Below are 13,616 nucleotides of genomic sequence, written 5' to 3'. Positions count from 1 at the left end.
CAAATTCAAACATCACAGGTTGTGATTATTTTAAATATAAATGGTTTTGTGCAAGCTCGATTGAAATCGCCCCCACATTACCTGCACCTTGGGTCAATAACAAGTCATTGGCCTGTAACACTTGTTTCACAATATTCGGTAGGTTGCCGTCATTTGGATCGACCAAAATTGGCTCAACCTGACCACGCAAACGAATACTGCGTGCCAAAGTACGGCTATCTGCGCCAACAATTGGTTTTTCACCCGCAGGATAAACATCGAGCAATAACAATTGATCGACTTGTGACAACACTTCCACAAAGTCATCAAAACAGTCACGGGTGCGACTAAAACGGTGTGGCTGGAACAACATCACCAAACGGCGATCAGGATGACTTTGACGCGCAGCTTTAATGGTGGCTTCCACTTCTTTCGGGTGATGTCCGTAGTCATCTACCAATTTCACATTGCCGTCTGCTACCGCAAACTCACCTTGTACTTGGAAACGACGACCGACACCGCTAAAGCCTTCTAAAGCACGGCAAATTGCACCATCAGAAACGCCTTCATCGGTGGCAATTCCAATTGCAGCCAAGGCATTCAATACGTTATGCAGCCCCGGTTGATTCACCGTCACGCGTAACGGTTCGCGGTCTTTACGCAGTACAGTAAAGTGTGTGCGCATACCGTCTTGATCAACATCAACGGCACGAATATCGTTGTCTTCATTAAAACCATAGGTCAATACAGGGCGCCCGATACGCGGCATGATTTCACGAATATTGGCATCATCACCACACACCACAGCCAAACCGTAGAATGGCAGTTTGTGCAAAAATTGAATAAAGGTATCTTTTAAGGTATCGAAACTACCACCATAGGTGTCCATGTGGTCGGCATCAATATTGGTCACCACAGCCGCCATTGGCTCTAGGAATAAGAACGATGCATCAGATTCATCGGCTTCTGCCACGATATAACGGCTAGCACCCAATGCTGCATTGACCCCAGTACGGTTTAGCAAACCACCAATCACGTAAGTTGGATCCATGTTTTCTTCGGCCAACATACAGGTGATTAAACTGGTAGTGGTGGTTTTACCATGTGTACCCGCGACTGCAATACCATGACGGTAACGCATCAACTCGCCCAGCATTTCAGCACGACGCACCACAGGAATACGGGTGTCAATTGCTGTTTTAATTTCTGGGTTTTCTGGGTCAATTGCAGTAGACACCACCAACACATTGGCGCCTTTAATATTCTCTGCCGCATGCCCAATATAAACCTTGATGCCGTTTTCTTCTAATTGCGCTGTGGTTTTTGAAGCTTTGATGTCTGAACCCGACACTTTATAGCCTTGGTTTTTCAAGACTTCGGCAATACCACACATCCCCGCGCCACCAATACCCACAAAATGAATGTGTTTGATACGGCGCATTTCAGGCACTTTGATTAATTTTTTCGCTTGATCAGCGGGTGTAGATGGAGACATATTTTACTCGAACAATGCTTGAATAAGACGAACCACGTGTTGAGTTGCATCAGGCTGCGCCTGCTGACGGGCTTTGACCGCCATTTCAGACAACAATTGACGATTCATTAACGGGGTTAATAATGTTGTTAAACTTTCAGGTGTCATGCTAGCTTGCGGACAGATTTTTGCTGCACCAAGATCGGCTAAAAACTTGGCATTGGCAGTTTGGTGATCATCCACCGCACTAGGCAATGGTACAAATACTGCTGCAACACCTGCAGTCGCGACCTCGGTTACCGTGAGTGCGCCCGCACGACAAATAATTAAATCGGCATCACTATAGGCTTTGGCCATATCTTCAATAAAAGGCTGTACCTCAACCTGTAAATGGTCAGGCTTGTGTGCATAACGTGCCTGCGTCGCATCGGCATGGTTTTGCCCACATTGATGATAAACATCTAAAGCGACATTTAGTTGCTTTAACGCTTCAGGTACACATTCATTTAAGGCTTGTGCACCTAGTGAACCACCCACAATTAAAATACGAATTGGCAAGCCTGCTTTTTCACGTTCCTGATAGCGCCATGCAGGGCTTAAGGTCGCAGTGATTTCTTCACGAACAGGGTTGCCTGTGGTGACAATTTTGTTACTGTTTGGAAAGGTATTTGGGAAAGCCTGACACACGGTTTTTGCCACACGTGACAATTGAGTGTTGGTAAAACCCGCAACTGCATTTTGTTCGTGAATCAGCACAGGAATACCCAAAGCACGTGCTGCCAAGCCACCCGGCCCTGCCACATAACCACCAAAACCTGCAACAGCATCAACTTTTAATTGCTTCATGTAACGCACAGCACTGAGCGTTGCGCCTAAAATTTTAAATGGTGCAGCCAGTTTACGGATCAAACCGTTGCCACGTACACCTTGAATATTAATTTGGTAAATTGGGATATTATGATTTTTAAGCAGACGATTTTCCATGCCCGTTGGGGTCGCCAACCATGACACTTGAATCCCTTGTTGCTGTAATTGTTTTGCGACGGCCAAAGCGGGAAAAACATGTCCACCTGTACCTGCGGCCATCATCATGACATGTTTAGGCTGTTGTTGCTGTGCGTCAGTCACGGTTTAATTCTTCAACTCAAAATAAGGCAAATAAAAATCTTGTATAAGCTATCAATTGTAATCACAAACGCATGGGCTTGAAAGGTTATTTACTTTTTTTCACCAAGTGCTTGATTGTTTTTTTCTACAGATTTTCAAGTTTAAACTAGTTTTATTATTAATCTACGGAAAATGTTAAGTTTTATTCAATTTTACCTGCTTTGATTGATCTATTTTGCAAAGTGTTTAAGTTGTTTTTTGTATCCACGTCTCTAAAAACAAGGCCGCTTTCAAATAGAAAACGGCTTTTGTATTGATACAGTGAGCATAAAGCCCAAACTTAGTTGGGACGACCTGCTTCAAGTACGGTAAATAAATCATCGGCAATGGATGTACCAAACTGTGCATCAATTTCACGAATACACGTTGGACTGGTCACGTTGATTTCAGTGACATAGTTGCCAATCACATCTAATCCGACAAAAACCAAGCCTTTTTCACGTAAAAATGGCCCGACTTTGGCGGCAATGGCTTTGTCATTTTCAGTCAATGGACGTGCTTCGCCTAAACCACCTGCAGCTAAGTTGCCACGCACTTCGCCATTTTGTGGAATTCGTGCCAAACAATAAGGCACAGGCTCACCATTAACCATGAGGATGCGTTTATCACCATCTACAATTTCTGGAATATAGCGCTGCGCCATGATTGGCTGAGTGCCGTTGTTGGTCAGAATTTCAATGGTTGAGCCAATATTGACCCCATCTTGGTACAAACGGAAAATTCCCATGCCGCCCATGCCATCGAGCGGTTTAACGATCACATCACCATGTTGCTGAATAAATTCACGAATCAGGCTTTGTTGTGACGTGACCAATGTCGGAACTTGTAGTTCTGGGAATTGAGTCGCAAACAGCTTTTCATTACAGTCACGCAGGCTTTGCGGCTTGTTGATGATCCATGCGCCTTCGCGTTCAGCTTGCTCTAAAATATATGTGGTATAAACGAAATTCATGTCAAAAGGCGGGTCTTTACGCATGAGAATGACATCATAATCAGCTAAGGATTCTTTGCGTTTTTCGCCCAATTCGTAATAATGGTTATAATCTTCAAAGACTTTGAGCGATGCAATCAGACCAAATGCCTTGCCCTGATCAATATATAAGTCTTGCTGTAATGCATAGCCCAAGGTATGCCCACGACGGCTTGCCGCCCATAACATCGCCATGGTTGAGTCTTTTTTCAAATTGACACTTTCGATGGGATCCATCACAACAAGTACGCGCATATTTCGGTGCTCTTTTGAAGAATTGAATAAGCAAAAGTATAGCGGAGTTTGGCTTTGGTTTTGCTGCAATTTTCGTAACGCTTTATCCACGATCATCATGCACTTAGGAGTATGCGATGCAACAAGCGATTATTGGTTTTCATTTAGATGAAGAAAATGATTGGGTCGCAGATTTGGCCTGCGGTCATGGGCAGCATGTGCGGCATAATCCACCGTGGCAAAACCGCCCGTGGGTAATCACAGAGCAAGGGCGCAAGGAAAAGTTGGGGGTGATGCTGGAGTGTAAGAAGTGTGAGGAGGAATTGGAGTGGGTTTTGGATAAGAGATTTTAGGTTAAAAAGATAATCAAACGACCCATGAAGCGGGGCTTTCGTATAACGACCACGATTATGTTAAATCGAAAATTTAAGTATATTTTCTTAGATGATAATTGTGCTGACACCGTCAAATTAAAGATAGTATGGGCGCCCCAAACTCATCTACAAGTTCAATATCAGCAGCTTTTAAACGATCTAATGGATCCCCTGTTTTTAAACACCATCCATCAGGCATTTTGTTTTTTAAGCCACATGTCTTGGAATCTAATTTTTTTTGCTCGTCATGAGTAATATAAGCTATGCCTAAATTTCGTTTGAGAATCGTTGATAATTCTTGATTTGATAATTGATCGGTTTTTATTAAACCCCATAAACCATTGAAAAGATAAGACATAGGTACGATGTGTTCTTTTCTTGCAGGAATAGAGCCCACAGGTAAATTTTGAAAAACAGGATTAGAGTATCCCTTAAAAATTAATTCATCTTCTGGATGAACTAATCTCTCTATAAATCTGGAGTGATATCCCCAAGACTTTTGAATATTAGCTTGAAATACCATTATATTTTTAAGGTGTTGAATGACAAGATCACAAGTATTATCTAAATACTGATTAATATATTCTTTATTTTTCATTGAAAGACATCGCTCATAATATTTTTAAGAATAAGCTATTCTAAAATCGACATCATACACCTTTAACACATCACGAAAATTATTCCACATAATTCAGTCCACTGCATACAAAAAAAGCCCAAACCTACAGATCTGGGCTTTTTATAAACTTGTTACGTTCCGCGCTAAATTATTAATCAACGCTCAATATTATCATTAAAGAGAATTGATAAGACTTAAATCCCATACTTCACACGGTACGCTTCCATTTTCGCCAAGGCATCTTTTTCACCTTTAGCATCCAAATAATTCATTAAATCTTTCATGGTAATTAAAGCATGCACAGGAATTTCCAACTCTTTTTGCACTTCCTGAATAGCAGACAAATCGCCCTGACCTTTTTCTTGACGGTCTAAAGCCACCAATACGCCCGCAATTTGTGCGCCTGCATTTTTCAAAATAGTCACCACTTCACGAATAGCCGTACCCGCAGTAATCACATCATCAATAATCCAAACTTTTTTGCCCTCAACCGCAGCACCCACCAACACACCGCCTTCGCCATGATCTTTGGCTTCTTTACGGTTAAACCCCCACGGCACACTTACGCCATGATTTTGTGATAAAGCCACTGCTGTAGCTGCCACAAATGGAATACCTTTATAGGCAGGCCCGAAAATAACATCTACATTTTTGCATTGCATGAGTTGATCTGCATAGCCCGAAGCCAATAGCGATAAAGCTTCGCCATCATTCAACAAACCTGCGTTAAAAAAATAAGGACTCACACGACCCGATTTTAAAGTAAACTCACCAAATTTAAGCACACCACGTGATAAGGCGAGTTCGATAAAAGCTTGCGGGTTAAATTGAGCTGGCGATGTCATGAGGTGCTCCAAATTAATACATTGAGGTAAGACCTGAGCATGATACCAAAGAGTAGCTATCCGAGTGATCAAAAAATTCTTCGAGTGGTTTCAATTAACGTCAATGGGTTGCGTTCATCGGTAAGCAAAGGCTTACTCGAATGGTTGGAAAAGTCTGAAGCAGACGTGATTTGCATGCAGGAAAGCCGCATCACACACGCCCAATGGACCGATAAATTTAAGCCAGAAGGCTGGCACACGCATCTTTTCCCTGCAGAACGCGCAGGCTACGCAGGGACAGCTATTTATAGCCGTTTGCCGTTTGTTTCTGTGCAAAATGGTTTAGGCTTTGAATTGGCCGATTCTCAGGGTCGCTTTATCAGTGCTGAATTTGATGTAGGACTGGATCACCCAATTTACATCTGTTCACTGTATTTGCCTTCTGGCTCTTCAGGTGAAGAAGCCCAAATGCGGAAAGATCACTTTTTAGAAGAGTATCAAAAAATTCTAAAACAGTGGCGTGAAGACAATAAATCGATCATTGTCTGTGGCGATTACAACATCGTGCATAAGCGCATTGATATTAAAAACTGGTCGGGCAACCAAAAGTCTTCAGGTTGTTTGCCGCATGAACGTGCATGGTTAGATCATATTTACAATGATTTGGGCTATGTCGATACCTTCCGTGAAGTGCGCCATGAAGCGGAGCTGTATTCTTGGTGGTCAAATCGCGGGCAAGCCCGTGCCAAGAACGTTGGTTGGCGGATTGATTATCATGCTTGCTCACCCGACTGGAAAGCACGCACTGTCAATGCTTGGGTGTATAAAGACGAATGGTTTAGTGACCATGCTCCCGTGATTATTGATTATAAGATTTAGGGTCTATTGACATTTCATAAATGGTTTGCGCTGTAGGCTAAAACTGAGCAGATCAGGCGTGAAACGCAGGGAATAGTGGGTCTATTGCCAAGTTTCATAACGCAATCTGAGAAAGTTTTAGCCACAGCCTGAGCAAAAACAAGCACTGCTTTGTTTGCAGCGCAAGGCGCAGCGAAGGACGAGCATATTTTTTTGCTGCTATTGCGTTATGTGCCAGTCATTTAGAATGGCTAAATTTCCTGTCCCATGCCTTATATCAGCTAAAAATATGCGTCGTCGCAAACATAGACGAATTGTCAATAGTCCCTTATTCACACAAATTTCACAGCCTACACGAGTGAACAATTGTTCACTCAACTGAGGTTCAATTCGCACATAATCTGTCGACTTTGTGTATTTATCTTCAAGTCGATTCAGCGCATTATTGCATCACGGCAAAGGGACAGTCAGGATGACACAAAAGGATTGGAAGCCGAAGGATGGAAAGTAAACTAACTGGTTTTGGTTAGTTTCAAGGATGTAACAATGGACGTTAAAATGAGACCCGCATAATCAGGATGATTAAATGCGGGTTTTCTCTTTTTATCATCTTATTTTCTGTTTTGCGCTATTACTGTTGTTCTTCACTGTATTTTTTATTTTCACTTGAGTCTATTTTTATCAAGTTTTTCATTTTATTCTGTTTATGCGTCCCATTTTAGAGCGATCAAGTGTCAATTTGGTGACATCGGTATGACGTATTGATGACACATACCATTTAAACAGCCAATCATTGTTCACTGCAAGTTTCTAGCACTTAGCGCTGTTTTGGGCTAGGCTATAGCCAGTTTGATGATATTAACGTGAAAAAAATATGTTAAAAATTTATGGGATTAAGAACTGCAATTCAATGAAAAAAGCCTTCGATTTACTCAATGAATTGGGGCTAAGTTATGAGTTTCACGATTATAAAAAACAAGGGATCGATGCCGACACTGTCAAAAGTTGGTTAGATGCGCTTGGGCAAGATGTAGTACTGAATAAAAAAGGCACCACTTGGCGCAAACTCAGCGAAGCAGAACAGCAAGCTGCTTTGGCCAGTGAAGCCAACTTAATTGAAGCACTTTGCACTCACACCAGTTTAATTAAACGTCCTGTCTTAAAAACTGAATCAGGCTTTATTGCGGGTTTTGATGAAGCGGCTTATCGTGCTTTAGGTTAAGTTTAAAAAAATACCAATAAAAAAACCTGCTCACATGGAGCAGGTTTTTTTATATCCTGTGCAATATGATTTCAACTGCACAGGTGGAATACATGCTTAGTTCGCACGAATCCATGTTTGGTTACGACCCAATGCCGCTACACCAATGAAACCACGCAATTCCAGTTTCTTACCACCATCGGCAAGTTTACCTTTTAGCTTGTAGGTTTTACCTGTTTGCGGGTCAAGAATTGAACCACCATCGTAGCTCGTGCCGCCTGTATTTTTCAGACCGCGAACAATGGTCAAACCTTTGAGTGATTTGTTGTGATACGGACCTTCACATTTTGTACAGGCATTTTCTTCACCAGGCGTTAAAATTGACTGAATGCTTGCGGTTAAAGTTCCATTTTTTTGCTCAGTAAATCTTACCGTGGCTTTGGGTTGTTTGGTTTTGTCGTCAATTGTTTTCCAAACTGTGCCGTTAAGCGGATCTGCAGCATTGGCCAAAGCGCTTAAACCTAACAGCCCGAATGCAAGTGCAATTTTTTTCATTGTTTTGTTTCCCTGGTCTACTATCAGACAACTTTATTATTAAAAAGTCACAACAAATTTGCAATTTTTGAATGTGACCGTTTAGTGTACCCTTGTAAATTATGTTGGTAAATACACAAATATCCGATCAAATAAAGAACAAGATGGAAAAATCATGAAGATTAACCCCATGTGGAAACAAATTATTACAGAGCAGTTTTTAAAAACCACCATTCGCAAACCAAGCCAATTTAATTTACCCCCCAATTCTGTACGTTTTGCACTAGAACAAATGTGCCGTTTATTTCCCATGCAAAAGTCGGTGCAGGTACGCGCGCTGCGTTTAGCAGGTCTGCATGCCGAAGAATTAAAACCACAGAATGCTGCAACACAGCTCATTTTTCATATTCATGGCGGGGCTTTTTTTCTGGGTTCGTTAAATACCCATCGAGCATTTTTGAGTCAAGTTGCGGCACGCACCCAAATGCAAGTGATTCATGTCGATTATCCGCTTGCACCTGAGCATCCTTTTCCACATGCTTTGGAAGCCGTGTTTGATGTCTATCAAAGTCTGTTGGCGCAAGGTATACACGCCAAAGATATTATTTTGTCAGGAGATTCTTGCGGTGCAAATTTAGCGTTGGCGCTAGCTTTAAAAATACGTGATGAGCAATTGCCGCAAGTGAGTGGCTTAATGCTGCTGTCACCATTTTTAGATTTAACCCTCACCAGTGAATCCTTGCGTTATAACAGCAAGCATGATGCCCTGCTGTCAATTGAAACGCTGGAAACAGGCATTGATTACTATGTACCGCCTGAACTTGATCGGGCAGACCCGCAAATTTCGCCATTGTTTGATGATTTACATGAATTACCACCAGTTTTAGTACAAATTGGCTCTAAAGAAATTTTGCTGGATGATGCAACACGTTTTAAAGAAAAAGCCGAACAGGCAGGCGTAGAAGTACATTACAAACTCTACACGGGTATGTGGCACAATTTTCAAATGTTTTCACCGTGGTTTGAAGAAGCCAAACGTGCATTGGCAGATTTAGCAGAGTTTGCACATCGGCAAGATCAGAGCTAAGTTCAACCATAACAAGGCTTTGCTAACCAACCCTTTTAGCCGATCCATCTATATAAAAAAAGCTCAGCACCCTCAAGGCACTGAGCTTTTTTTATTGAAATAGTGGGTTAAATCGCCTGAATTTTTTGCATCGCATTGGCAACAGCTTGGTCTTTAAATTCCGACATACTCACCCCTTCAGCGCGAATAATTTCTACATCATTCACCCCTGTAAAGTTGAAGATGGTTTTCAAGAAATCTTCCTGAAAATCAGCAGGGCTGTTATCACCATACACACCGCCACGGCTACTGGCGATATAGGCTTTTTTCTCACCCGCCAAGCCTACAGGCCCTTGCTCGGTATATTTAAAGGTTTTACCTGCCACGCTGATGCGATCAATCCATGCTTTTAAAGTTGAAGTCAAACCAAAGTTATACATGGCTGCACCCACCACCACGACATCGGCATCAATATATTGTTGGATGATTTTTTCACCCAAAGCCGCTTGTTCTGCATCCTGCCCCATTAAAATTTCGGCAGTTAAGTGCGGAATCGGCTGTTGTGCCAAATCTAAATAATCGACCTGTGCATTGCTATTTTTTGCAGTCAATTGTTGCACAATCGCTTGGCTTAACTGACGTGAAACTGAGTTTTCACCTAAAATACTCGAGTCGATGTGTAAAATTTTCATGGGGATGTTCCAATCTTGTATTCATTTAATAACGCTATTTTAATCGTGCAGCGTAAATAGAATAATTGGGAAAACTAAGACACTATGTTTTATTTTTGGAACAAAAAAGACCACTTTACCGCACAAAAACTTCCGCAGTATTTTTCCTAATCCTGCTTTTTCCAAGTCATTTTGCTGGTTTTTGATAAGGCTCTAAATAATTGACCCACATTGCTTCTTGTGATGCGGCGTGTACCCAAGCGCGCATAGCAGGATGCTGCATCACCCGCTGCATATAGTGTTGGCTGTTGGCACTTACAGGCAAGGCATAAGTCATAAAACGCGTCACCACAGGGGCATAAAACGCATCGGCAATGCTAAATTCACCACACAAGAAACCATCTACAGCAGGACGTTCCACCCAAATGTGTTCAATGCGTGCCACATCCTGTCTTAAACCCGAATGTTCTTGCCATAACTTTGCACCCACCTCTGCTAAATTAGCGCGAATATTCATGCCGCATAAACTGCGTAAATCGGTAAAACCGCTGTGCATTTCTGCGCTGATGCTACGCGCCCAAGCGCGTTGCTGTGCATCACGTGGCCAAAGTGCCTGTTCAGGATATTGCTCTGCCAAGTATTCGCAAATGGCGAGAGAATCCCAAATCAACATGCCCTGATCTAATAAGGCAGGCACTTTACCATTGGGGTTAATTTCTAGGACACGTTGTTTAAAATCGCCCTCGCCACGCTCGCAGGGAAAGTTCAGTTGTATTTCTTCAAAAGCCAAGTCAAACGCCTTCAGTACCAACCACGGGCGCATCGACCAGCTCGAATAATTTTTATTGGCAATATACAGCTGCATCATGACGATGACTCCTGTGTGGTTTGAAGTTGCTGCAGTTGATTTAACAAAGTGCTCTCGTTAAATGCACCTGTTAAACGCAGACTGCGAATTTCTTGTTGTTGTGCATCCAAAAATAAAAAGGTAGGTGGCCCTAAAATTTCCCATTGATTCAACAAGGCTTGATGACTGGCATCGTAATGGCTTAAATCGAGTTTAATTAAATAAAATTCTGCAAGTGCCTGTTTCACGGTGGAGGATGTCAATACCTGCTGTTCAATCGGACGGCACGCCACACACCAATCGGCATAGACATCTATAATTATGCGCTGATTTTTCGGAGCTTGGGCAAGTAACTGTTGTAATTCCGTTGCAGTCGTTGCACGGTGCCATTCTAAAACCGCATCGTTTTCCTGCTGCCAAAAACGCTGGCTGTGTTGATATTGGTTATAAATCAGATACGGCACCACCACCAATAACGCACTCAGATAAATCGCCCGCAGCGTACCATGATAGCCACTCAAACGATGCAGCACATAGCCGACAAAACCCACTCCAAGTGCCAAACTAAGCCATTGCATCCATGCTTCACCCAATAACGGACGAATAAAATACAATGCCAATGCCAACATAATAAAGGCAAACAGCACTTTGACTTGATGCATCCACAAACCTGCGCGTGGCAAAGCTTTTGCCCCAAGCACACTGGCCAACAATAACGGCGTACCCATGCCAAACCCGAGCGTAAATAGCAGCAACGCCCCCTGCATCTGACTTTGGGTTTGTGAAATAAACAATAACGCCCCTGCCAATGGCGCAGTCATGCATGGGCCGACCAAAAGTGCCGACAACATGCCCATGAGTGCAGCACCTGCCAAATTGCCGCCTTTTTGCATAGATTGCGCCTGATCGAGTCGATTGACCCAAGCACGTGGTAACTTGATCTCAAACAGTCCAAACAAATTTAAGGCAAACAACACAAACAGTAAACTAAAGGCAATTAAAGTAGCAGGTTGTTGTAACCAACGCTGAAAATTCAAACCTGCGGATGACGCAATTAAACCCAATATGGCATAAACAATTGCCATGCTACAGACAAAAACCAGAATAATCGTCCACGCTTTGACACCTTTATGTTCACGCACCAACAAGGAGGTCAAAATGGGCAACATCGGCAAAGAACATGGAGTAAAGGCCAATAAAACCCCTAAACCAAAAAACAGTAGCAAGCCATAAGCAAATGAACTCTGTGCCAGTTTTTCTGACCACATTTGATCTTGTGCAGTGATGGGTTGCGCTGTCGCAACACTTGTTGAGGATGCTAGCGTGGAGTTGGCAGGTGTTGTCGAAAACACATTCTGGGTTGGGTTACTGTGTCCACCCCACAGATTTTTTTGTGCTGCGCTTTGATTGTCTAAAATCACCAAACCAGTGCTGTCTGTCTGAAATTCAATGCGCTGTGGTGGATAACAAAGTCGATCTTGCGCACAACCTTGCCAGCTCACTTGATAGCGCTGTGCAGCCTGCGTGGGAATTTTAAAACTGACTTGTTGATAATAAACCTGAGTATGTCCATAGTTTTCATCATAAACATCTTCTGCGGGAGGCAACTCTAAAGCCAGTATTTGCTGTCCATGCTCAACCTTAAATTGATGCTGATACAAATAATACTGTTCAGGCATGTTCCAGCGCAGTTCGGCTTGTTGGGGATTGACCGATTCAACGCTAAACTGAAAGGCTTGTTCGGGTGGGAGTAAAGGTGCTTCTGCGTGTAGGCTTAGCGAACACAATAAAAGTAGACTTGCGAGCAGACAAGATAAGCCCTGCGCCACATAACGTAAAATATCAGCCATTAGATCAACAGCAACTTGCCAAAAGGTCTGAAATAAGGACTGCTTCATGTTCTGCTCGCCTCGGCATGAACTTTATTAGGATGAAAACGAATCTGCAGCAAGCTTAATACTTAATAACTTTGGCCTGCTGCAGCATACAACGTATTTTAAAGCTTTAAATGGTTTAAATGGCTTAGAACAAAAACGCCATACCTAAACCTGCACGGTAACTTTTATCTGCACCGTCTAAATCTACACCGACACTGGCATCCAGTTGAGTGCGTTCATTCAGTGCGTAAATCACTCCCGAAATTAAGCCATATTCATTGTCCTGACTTTCAGCTTTGCGATAGACCAATTCTGAAAAACCTGACCATTGATCGCTTAAACGGTACTGAATATTGGGAATTGCTGTAACCGCCCAATCGCTATTTTGTACATCGTAACGCATGTTGATGCCTGTTTTTAACAGCTCACTGTATTGATAGCTGACTGCCGTACCCAAGCTATAAATATCATCTTCTTCGCTAAAGCCATCATTGCCTGTGGCAATTAGCGCTTGCAACAACACGGCCATAGAAAGTTTGTCATCATTTAAGTCAATGGCTTGTTTTAAACCAATGCTGACATCACCCAAACCATCATCTTCAACCGATTGACCTGCAGTTTTGCTTTTGCTCCATGCAGGCCCTTGCCAGCCCAGCTGTAACTCTAAATCTTGCGCCAAACCTGTACGTAACAGCATGTCAGCATTAAGGCGAGTAGTTTTAACTTTTTCGCCCGAAGCATCGTTACTTTCTTGATAACTTGCACTTGGCAAAGCCTGTTCCCAAGCCAGTTTCCCTACAGGTGTAATACCCGTACTCACTCCTGCACCAGGACGATCAAACTCAAAATCTGCCGCGCTCACCTGCATGCTGATGCCTGCCGCCACGATTAACCCAACTGTTTTTAATGCTGACATATTTT

Annotated in this window: 14 protein-coding genes; 4 read left to right on the top strand and 10 right to left on the bottom strand. The window is 42.7% G+C overall.

The genetic code is table 11. The annotated features are described in order from the left end of the window. Window positions 1-25 precede the first annotated feature (25 nt). The 3 genes from murC to gshB form a co-directional block, all read right to left on the bottom strand. The gene (gene murC, locus FTT74_RS06965) at window positions 26-1,474 is read right to left on the bottom strand and encodes a UDP-N-acetylmuramate--L-alanine ligase (protein ID WP_096901645.1); all 1,449 of its coding nucleotides are present in this window, start codon (window positions 1,472-1,474) and stop codon (window positions 26-28) included. A gap of 3 nt (window positions 1,475-1,477) precedes the next feature. After that, on the bottom strand, window positions 1,478-2,581 hold the full coding sequence (murG, locus tag FTT74_RS06960; protein ID WP_104852726.1) for an undecaprenyldiphospho-muramoylpentapeptide beta-N-acetylglucosaminyltransferase: 1,104 nt from the start codon (window positions 2,579-2,581) through the stop codon (window positions 1,478-1,480). Between the two features lie 319 nt (window positions 2,582-2,900). After that, on the bottom strand, window positions 2,901-3,845 hold the full coding sequence (gene gshB, locus FTT74_RS06955) for a glutathione synthase (RefSeq protein WP_004974228.1): 945 nt from the start codon (window positions 3,843-3,845) through the stop codon (window positions 2,901-2,903). Window positions 3,846-3,961: 116 nt separating this feature from the next. On the opposite strand from gshB, the gene FTT74_RS06950 reads away from it, so the two are divergent. Further along, window positions 3,962-4,177 (top strand): DUF3565 domain-containing protein, encoded by a 216-nt coding sequence (locus FTT74_RS06950; protein WP_096901642.1) that lies wholly within the window; start codon window positions 3,962-3,964, stop codon window positions 4,175-4,177. Window positions 4,178-4,289: 112 nt separating this feature from the next. Here the strand turns inward: FTT74_RS06950 and FTT74_RS06945 are convergent, their stop codons facing one another. Both FTT74_RS06945 and pyrE read right to left on the bottom strand, forming a co-directional pair. Then, window positions 4,290-4,796 carry a hypothetical protein gene (locus FTT74_RS06945; protein WP_096901639.1) on the bottom strand — a complete coding sequence of 169 codons (507 nt, stop codon included), beginning with the start codon at window positions 4,794-4,796 and terminating at the stop codon, window positions 4,290-4,292. Window positions 4,797-5,011: 215 nt separating this feature from the next. Further along, a complete protein-coding gene (pyrE, locus tag FTT74_RS06940) occupies window positions 5,012-5,662 on the bottom strand; it encodes an orotate phosphoribosyltransferase (RefSeq protein WP_096901637.1) in 651 nt (216 codons plus the stop codon). A 39-nt stretch (window positions 5,663-5,701) separates the two neighbouring features. Here pyrE and FTT74_RS06935 point away from each other — a divergent pair, with 39 nt between their 5' ends. Together FTT74_RS06935 and FTT74_RS06930 are read left to right on the top strand one after the other, a co-directional pair. Beyond that, window positions 5,702-6,520 carry an exodeoxyribonuclease III gene (locus FTT74_RS06935; protein WP_179988755.1) on the top strand — a complete coding sequence of 273 codons (819 nt, stop codon included), beginning with the start codon at window positions 5,702-5,704 and terminating at the stop codon, window positions 6,518-6,520. An 853-nt stretch (window positions 6,521-7,373) separates the two neighbouring features. Next, window positions 7,374-7,721, top strand: a complete 348-nt coding sequence (locus FTT74_RS06930; protein ID WP_026438350.1) for a Spx/MgsR family RNA polymerase-binding regulatory protein — start codon at window positions 7,374-7,376, stop codon at window positions 7,719-7,721. A 96-nt stretch (window positions 7,722-7,817) separates the two neighbouring features. Here FTT74_RS06930 and FTT74_RS06925 read toward each other — a convergent pair whose 3' ends face one another. Further along, complete coding sequence (locus FTT74_RS06925) at window positions 7,818-8,255, bottom strand: DUF2147 domain-containing protein (protein WP_004974208.1); 438 nt, start codon at window positions 8,253-8,255, stop codon at window positions 7,818-7,820. A gap of 154 nt (window positions 8,256-8,409) precedes the next feature. Between FTT74_RS06925 and FTT74_RS06920 the strand changes: the two genes are divergently transcribed. Continuing rightward, window positions 8,410-9,321 carry an alpha/beta hydrolase gene (locus tag FTT74_RS06920; protein WP_004974206.1) on the top strand — a complete coding sequence of 304 codons (912 nt, stop codon included), beginning with the start codon at window positions 8,410-8,412 and terminating at the stop codon, window positions 9,319-9,321. A gap of 107 nt (window positions 9,322-9,428) precedes the next feature. Here FTT74_RS06920 and FTT74_RS06915 read toward each other — a convergent pair whose 3' ends face one another. The 4 genes from FTT74_RS06915 to FTT74_RS06900 all read right to left on the bottom strand — a co-directional run bounded on the left by FTT74_RS06915 (window position 9,429) and on the right by FTT74_RS06900 (window position 13,611). Beyond that, window positions 9,429-9,992: an FMN-dependent NADH-azoreductase gene (locus tag FTT74_RS06915; protein ID WP_004974205.1), complete on the bottom strand. Its 564-nt coding sequence runs from the start codon at window positions 9,990-9,992 to the stop codon at window positions 9,429-9,431. 166 nt (window positions 9,993-10,158) lie between these two features. Continuing rightward, the gene (locus FTT74_RS06910) at window positions 10,159-10,839 is read right to left on the bottom strand and encodes a glutathione S-transferase family protein (RefSeq protein ID WP_179988756.1); all 681 of its coding nucleotides are present in this window, start codon (window positions 10,837-10,839) and stop codon (window positions 10,159-10,161) included. Further along, window positions 10,836-12,668, bottom strand: coding sequence for a protein-disulfide reductase DsbD (gene dsbD / locus FTT74_RS06905; protein WP_179988778.1), 1,833 nt, complete (start codon window positions 12,666-12,668; stop codon window positions 10,836-10,838). The genes FTT74_RS06910 and dsbD overlap by 4 nt, the downstream gene beginning before the upstream one ends. A gap of 172 nt (window positions 12,669-12,840) precedes the next feature. Beyond that, window positions 12,841-13,611 (bottom strand): transporter, encoded by a 771-nt coding sequence (locus tag FTT74_RS06900; protein ID WP_179988757.1) that lies wholly within the window; start codon window positions 13,609-13,611, stop codon window positions 12,841-12,843. Window positions 13,612-13,616: the final 5 nt, after the last annotated feature.

Origin of the sequence: Acinetobacter sp. YH01007 (assembly GCF_013420425.1) — a bacterium.
In the GTDB taxonomy this organism is placed as follows: domain Bacteria; phylum Pseudomonadota; class Gammaproteobacteria; order Pseudomonadales; family Moraxellaceae; genus Acinetobacter; species Acinetobacter towneri.
Note: the sequence above shows the minus strand (reverse complement) of the source record. Positions and strands in the feature narration are given on the sequence as shown.

Excerpts from the sequence above, each read along its gene's own strand:
- FTT74_RS06930 (WP_026438350.1), top strand. The coding sequence starts at position 7,374 with ATGTTAAAAATTTATGGGATTAAGAACTGCAATTCAATGAAAAAAGCC.
- gshB (WP_004974228.1), bottom strand. The coding sequence starts at position 3,845 with ATGCGCGTACTTGTTGTGATGGATCCCATCGAAAGTGTCAATTTGAAA.
- FTT74_RS06945 (WP_096901639.1), bottom strand. The coding sequence starts at position 4,796 with ATGAAAAATAAAGAATATATTAATCAGTATTTAGATAATACTTGTGAT.
- dsbD (WP_179988778.1), bottom strand. The coding sequence starts at position 12,668 with ATGGCTGATATTTTACGTTATGTGGCGCAGGGCTTATCTTGTCTGCTC.
- pyrE (WP_096901637.1), bottom strand. The coding sequence starts at position 5,662 with ATGACATCGCCAGCTCAATTTAACCCGCAAGCTTTTATCGAACTCGCC.
- FTT74_RS06915 (WP_004974205.1), bottom strand. The coding sequence starts at position 9,992 with ATGAAAATTTTACACATCGACTCGAGTATTTTAGGTGAAAACTCAGTT.
- FTT74_RS06900 (WP_179988757.1), bottom strand. The coding sequence starts at position 13,611 with ATGTCAGCATTAAAAACAGTTGGGTTAATCGTGGCGGCAGGCATCAGC.
- FTT74_RS06935 (WP_179988755.1), top strand. The coding sequence starts at position 5,702 with ATGATACCAAAGAGTAGCTATCCGAGTGATCAAAAAATTCTTCGAGTG.
- FTT74_RS06910 (WP_179988756.1), bottom strand. The coding sequence starts at position 10,839 with ATGATGCAGCTGTATATTGCCAATAAAAATTATTCGAGCTGGTCGATG.
- FTT74_RS06950 (WP_096901642.1), top strand. The coding sequence starts at position 3,962 with ATGCAACAAGCGATTATTGGTTTTCATTTAGATGAAGAAAATGATTGG.
- FTT74_RS06920 (WP_004974206.1), top strand. The coding sequence starts at position 8,410 with ATGAAGATTAACCCCATGTGGAAACAAATTATTACAGAGCAGTTTTTA.
- murC (WP_096901645.1), bottom strand. The coding sequence starts at position 1,474 with ATGTCTCCATCTACACCCGCTGATCAAGCGAAAAAATTAATCAAAGTG.
- FTT74_RS06925 (WP_004974208.1), bottom strand. The coding sequence starts at position 8,255 with ATGAAAAAAATTGCACTTGCATTCGGGCTGTTAGGTTTAAGCGCTTTG.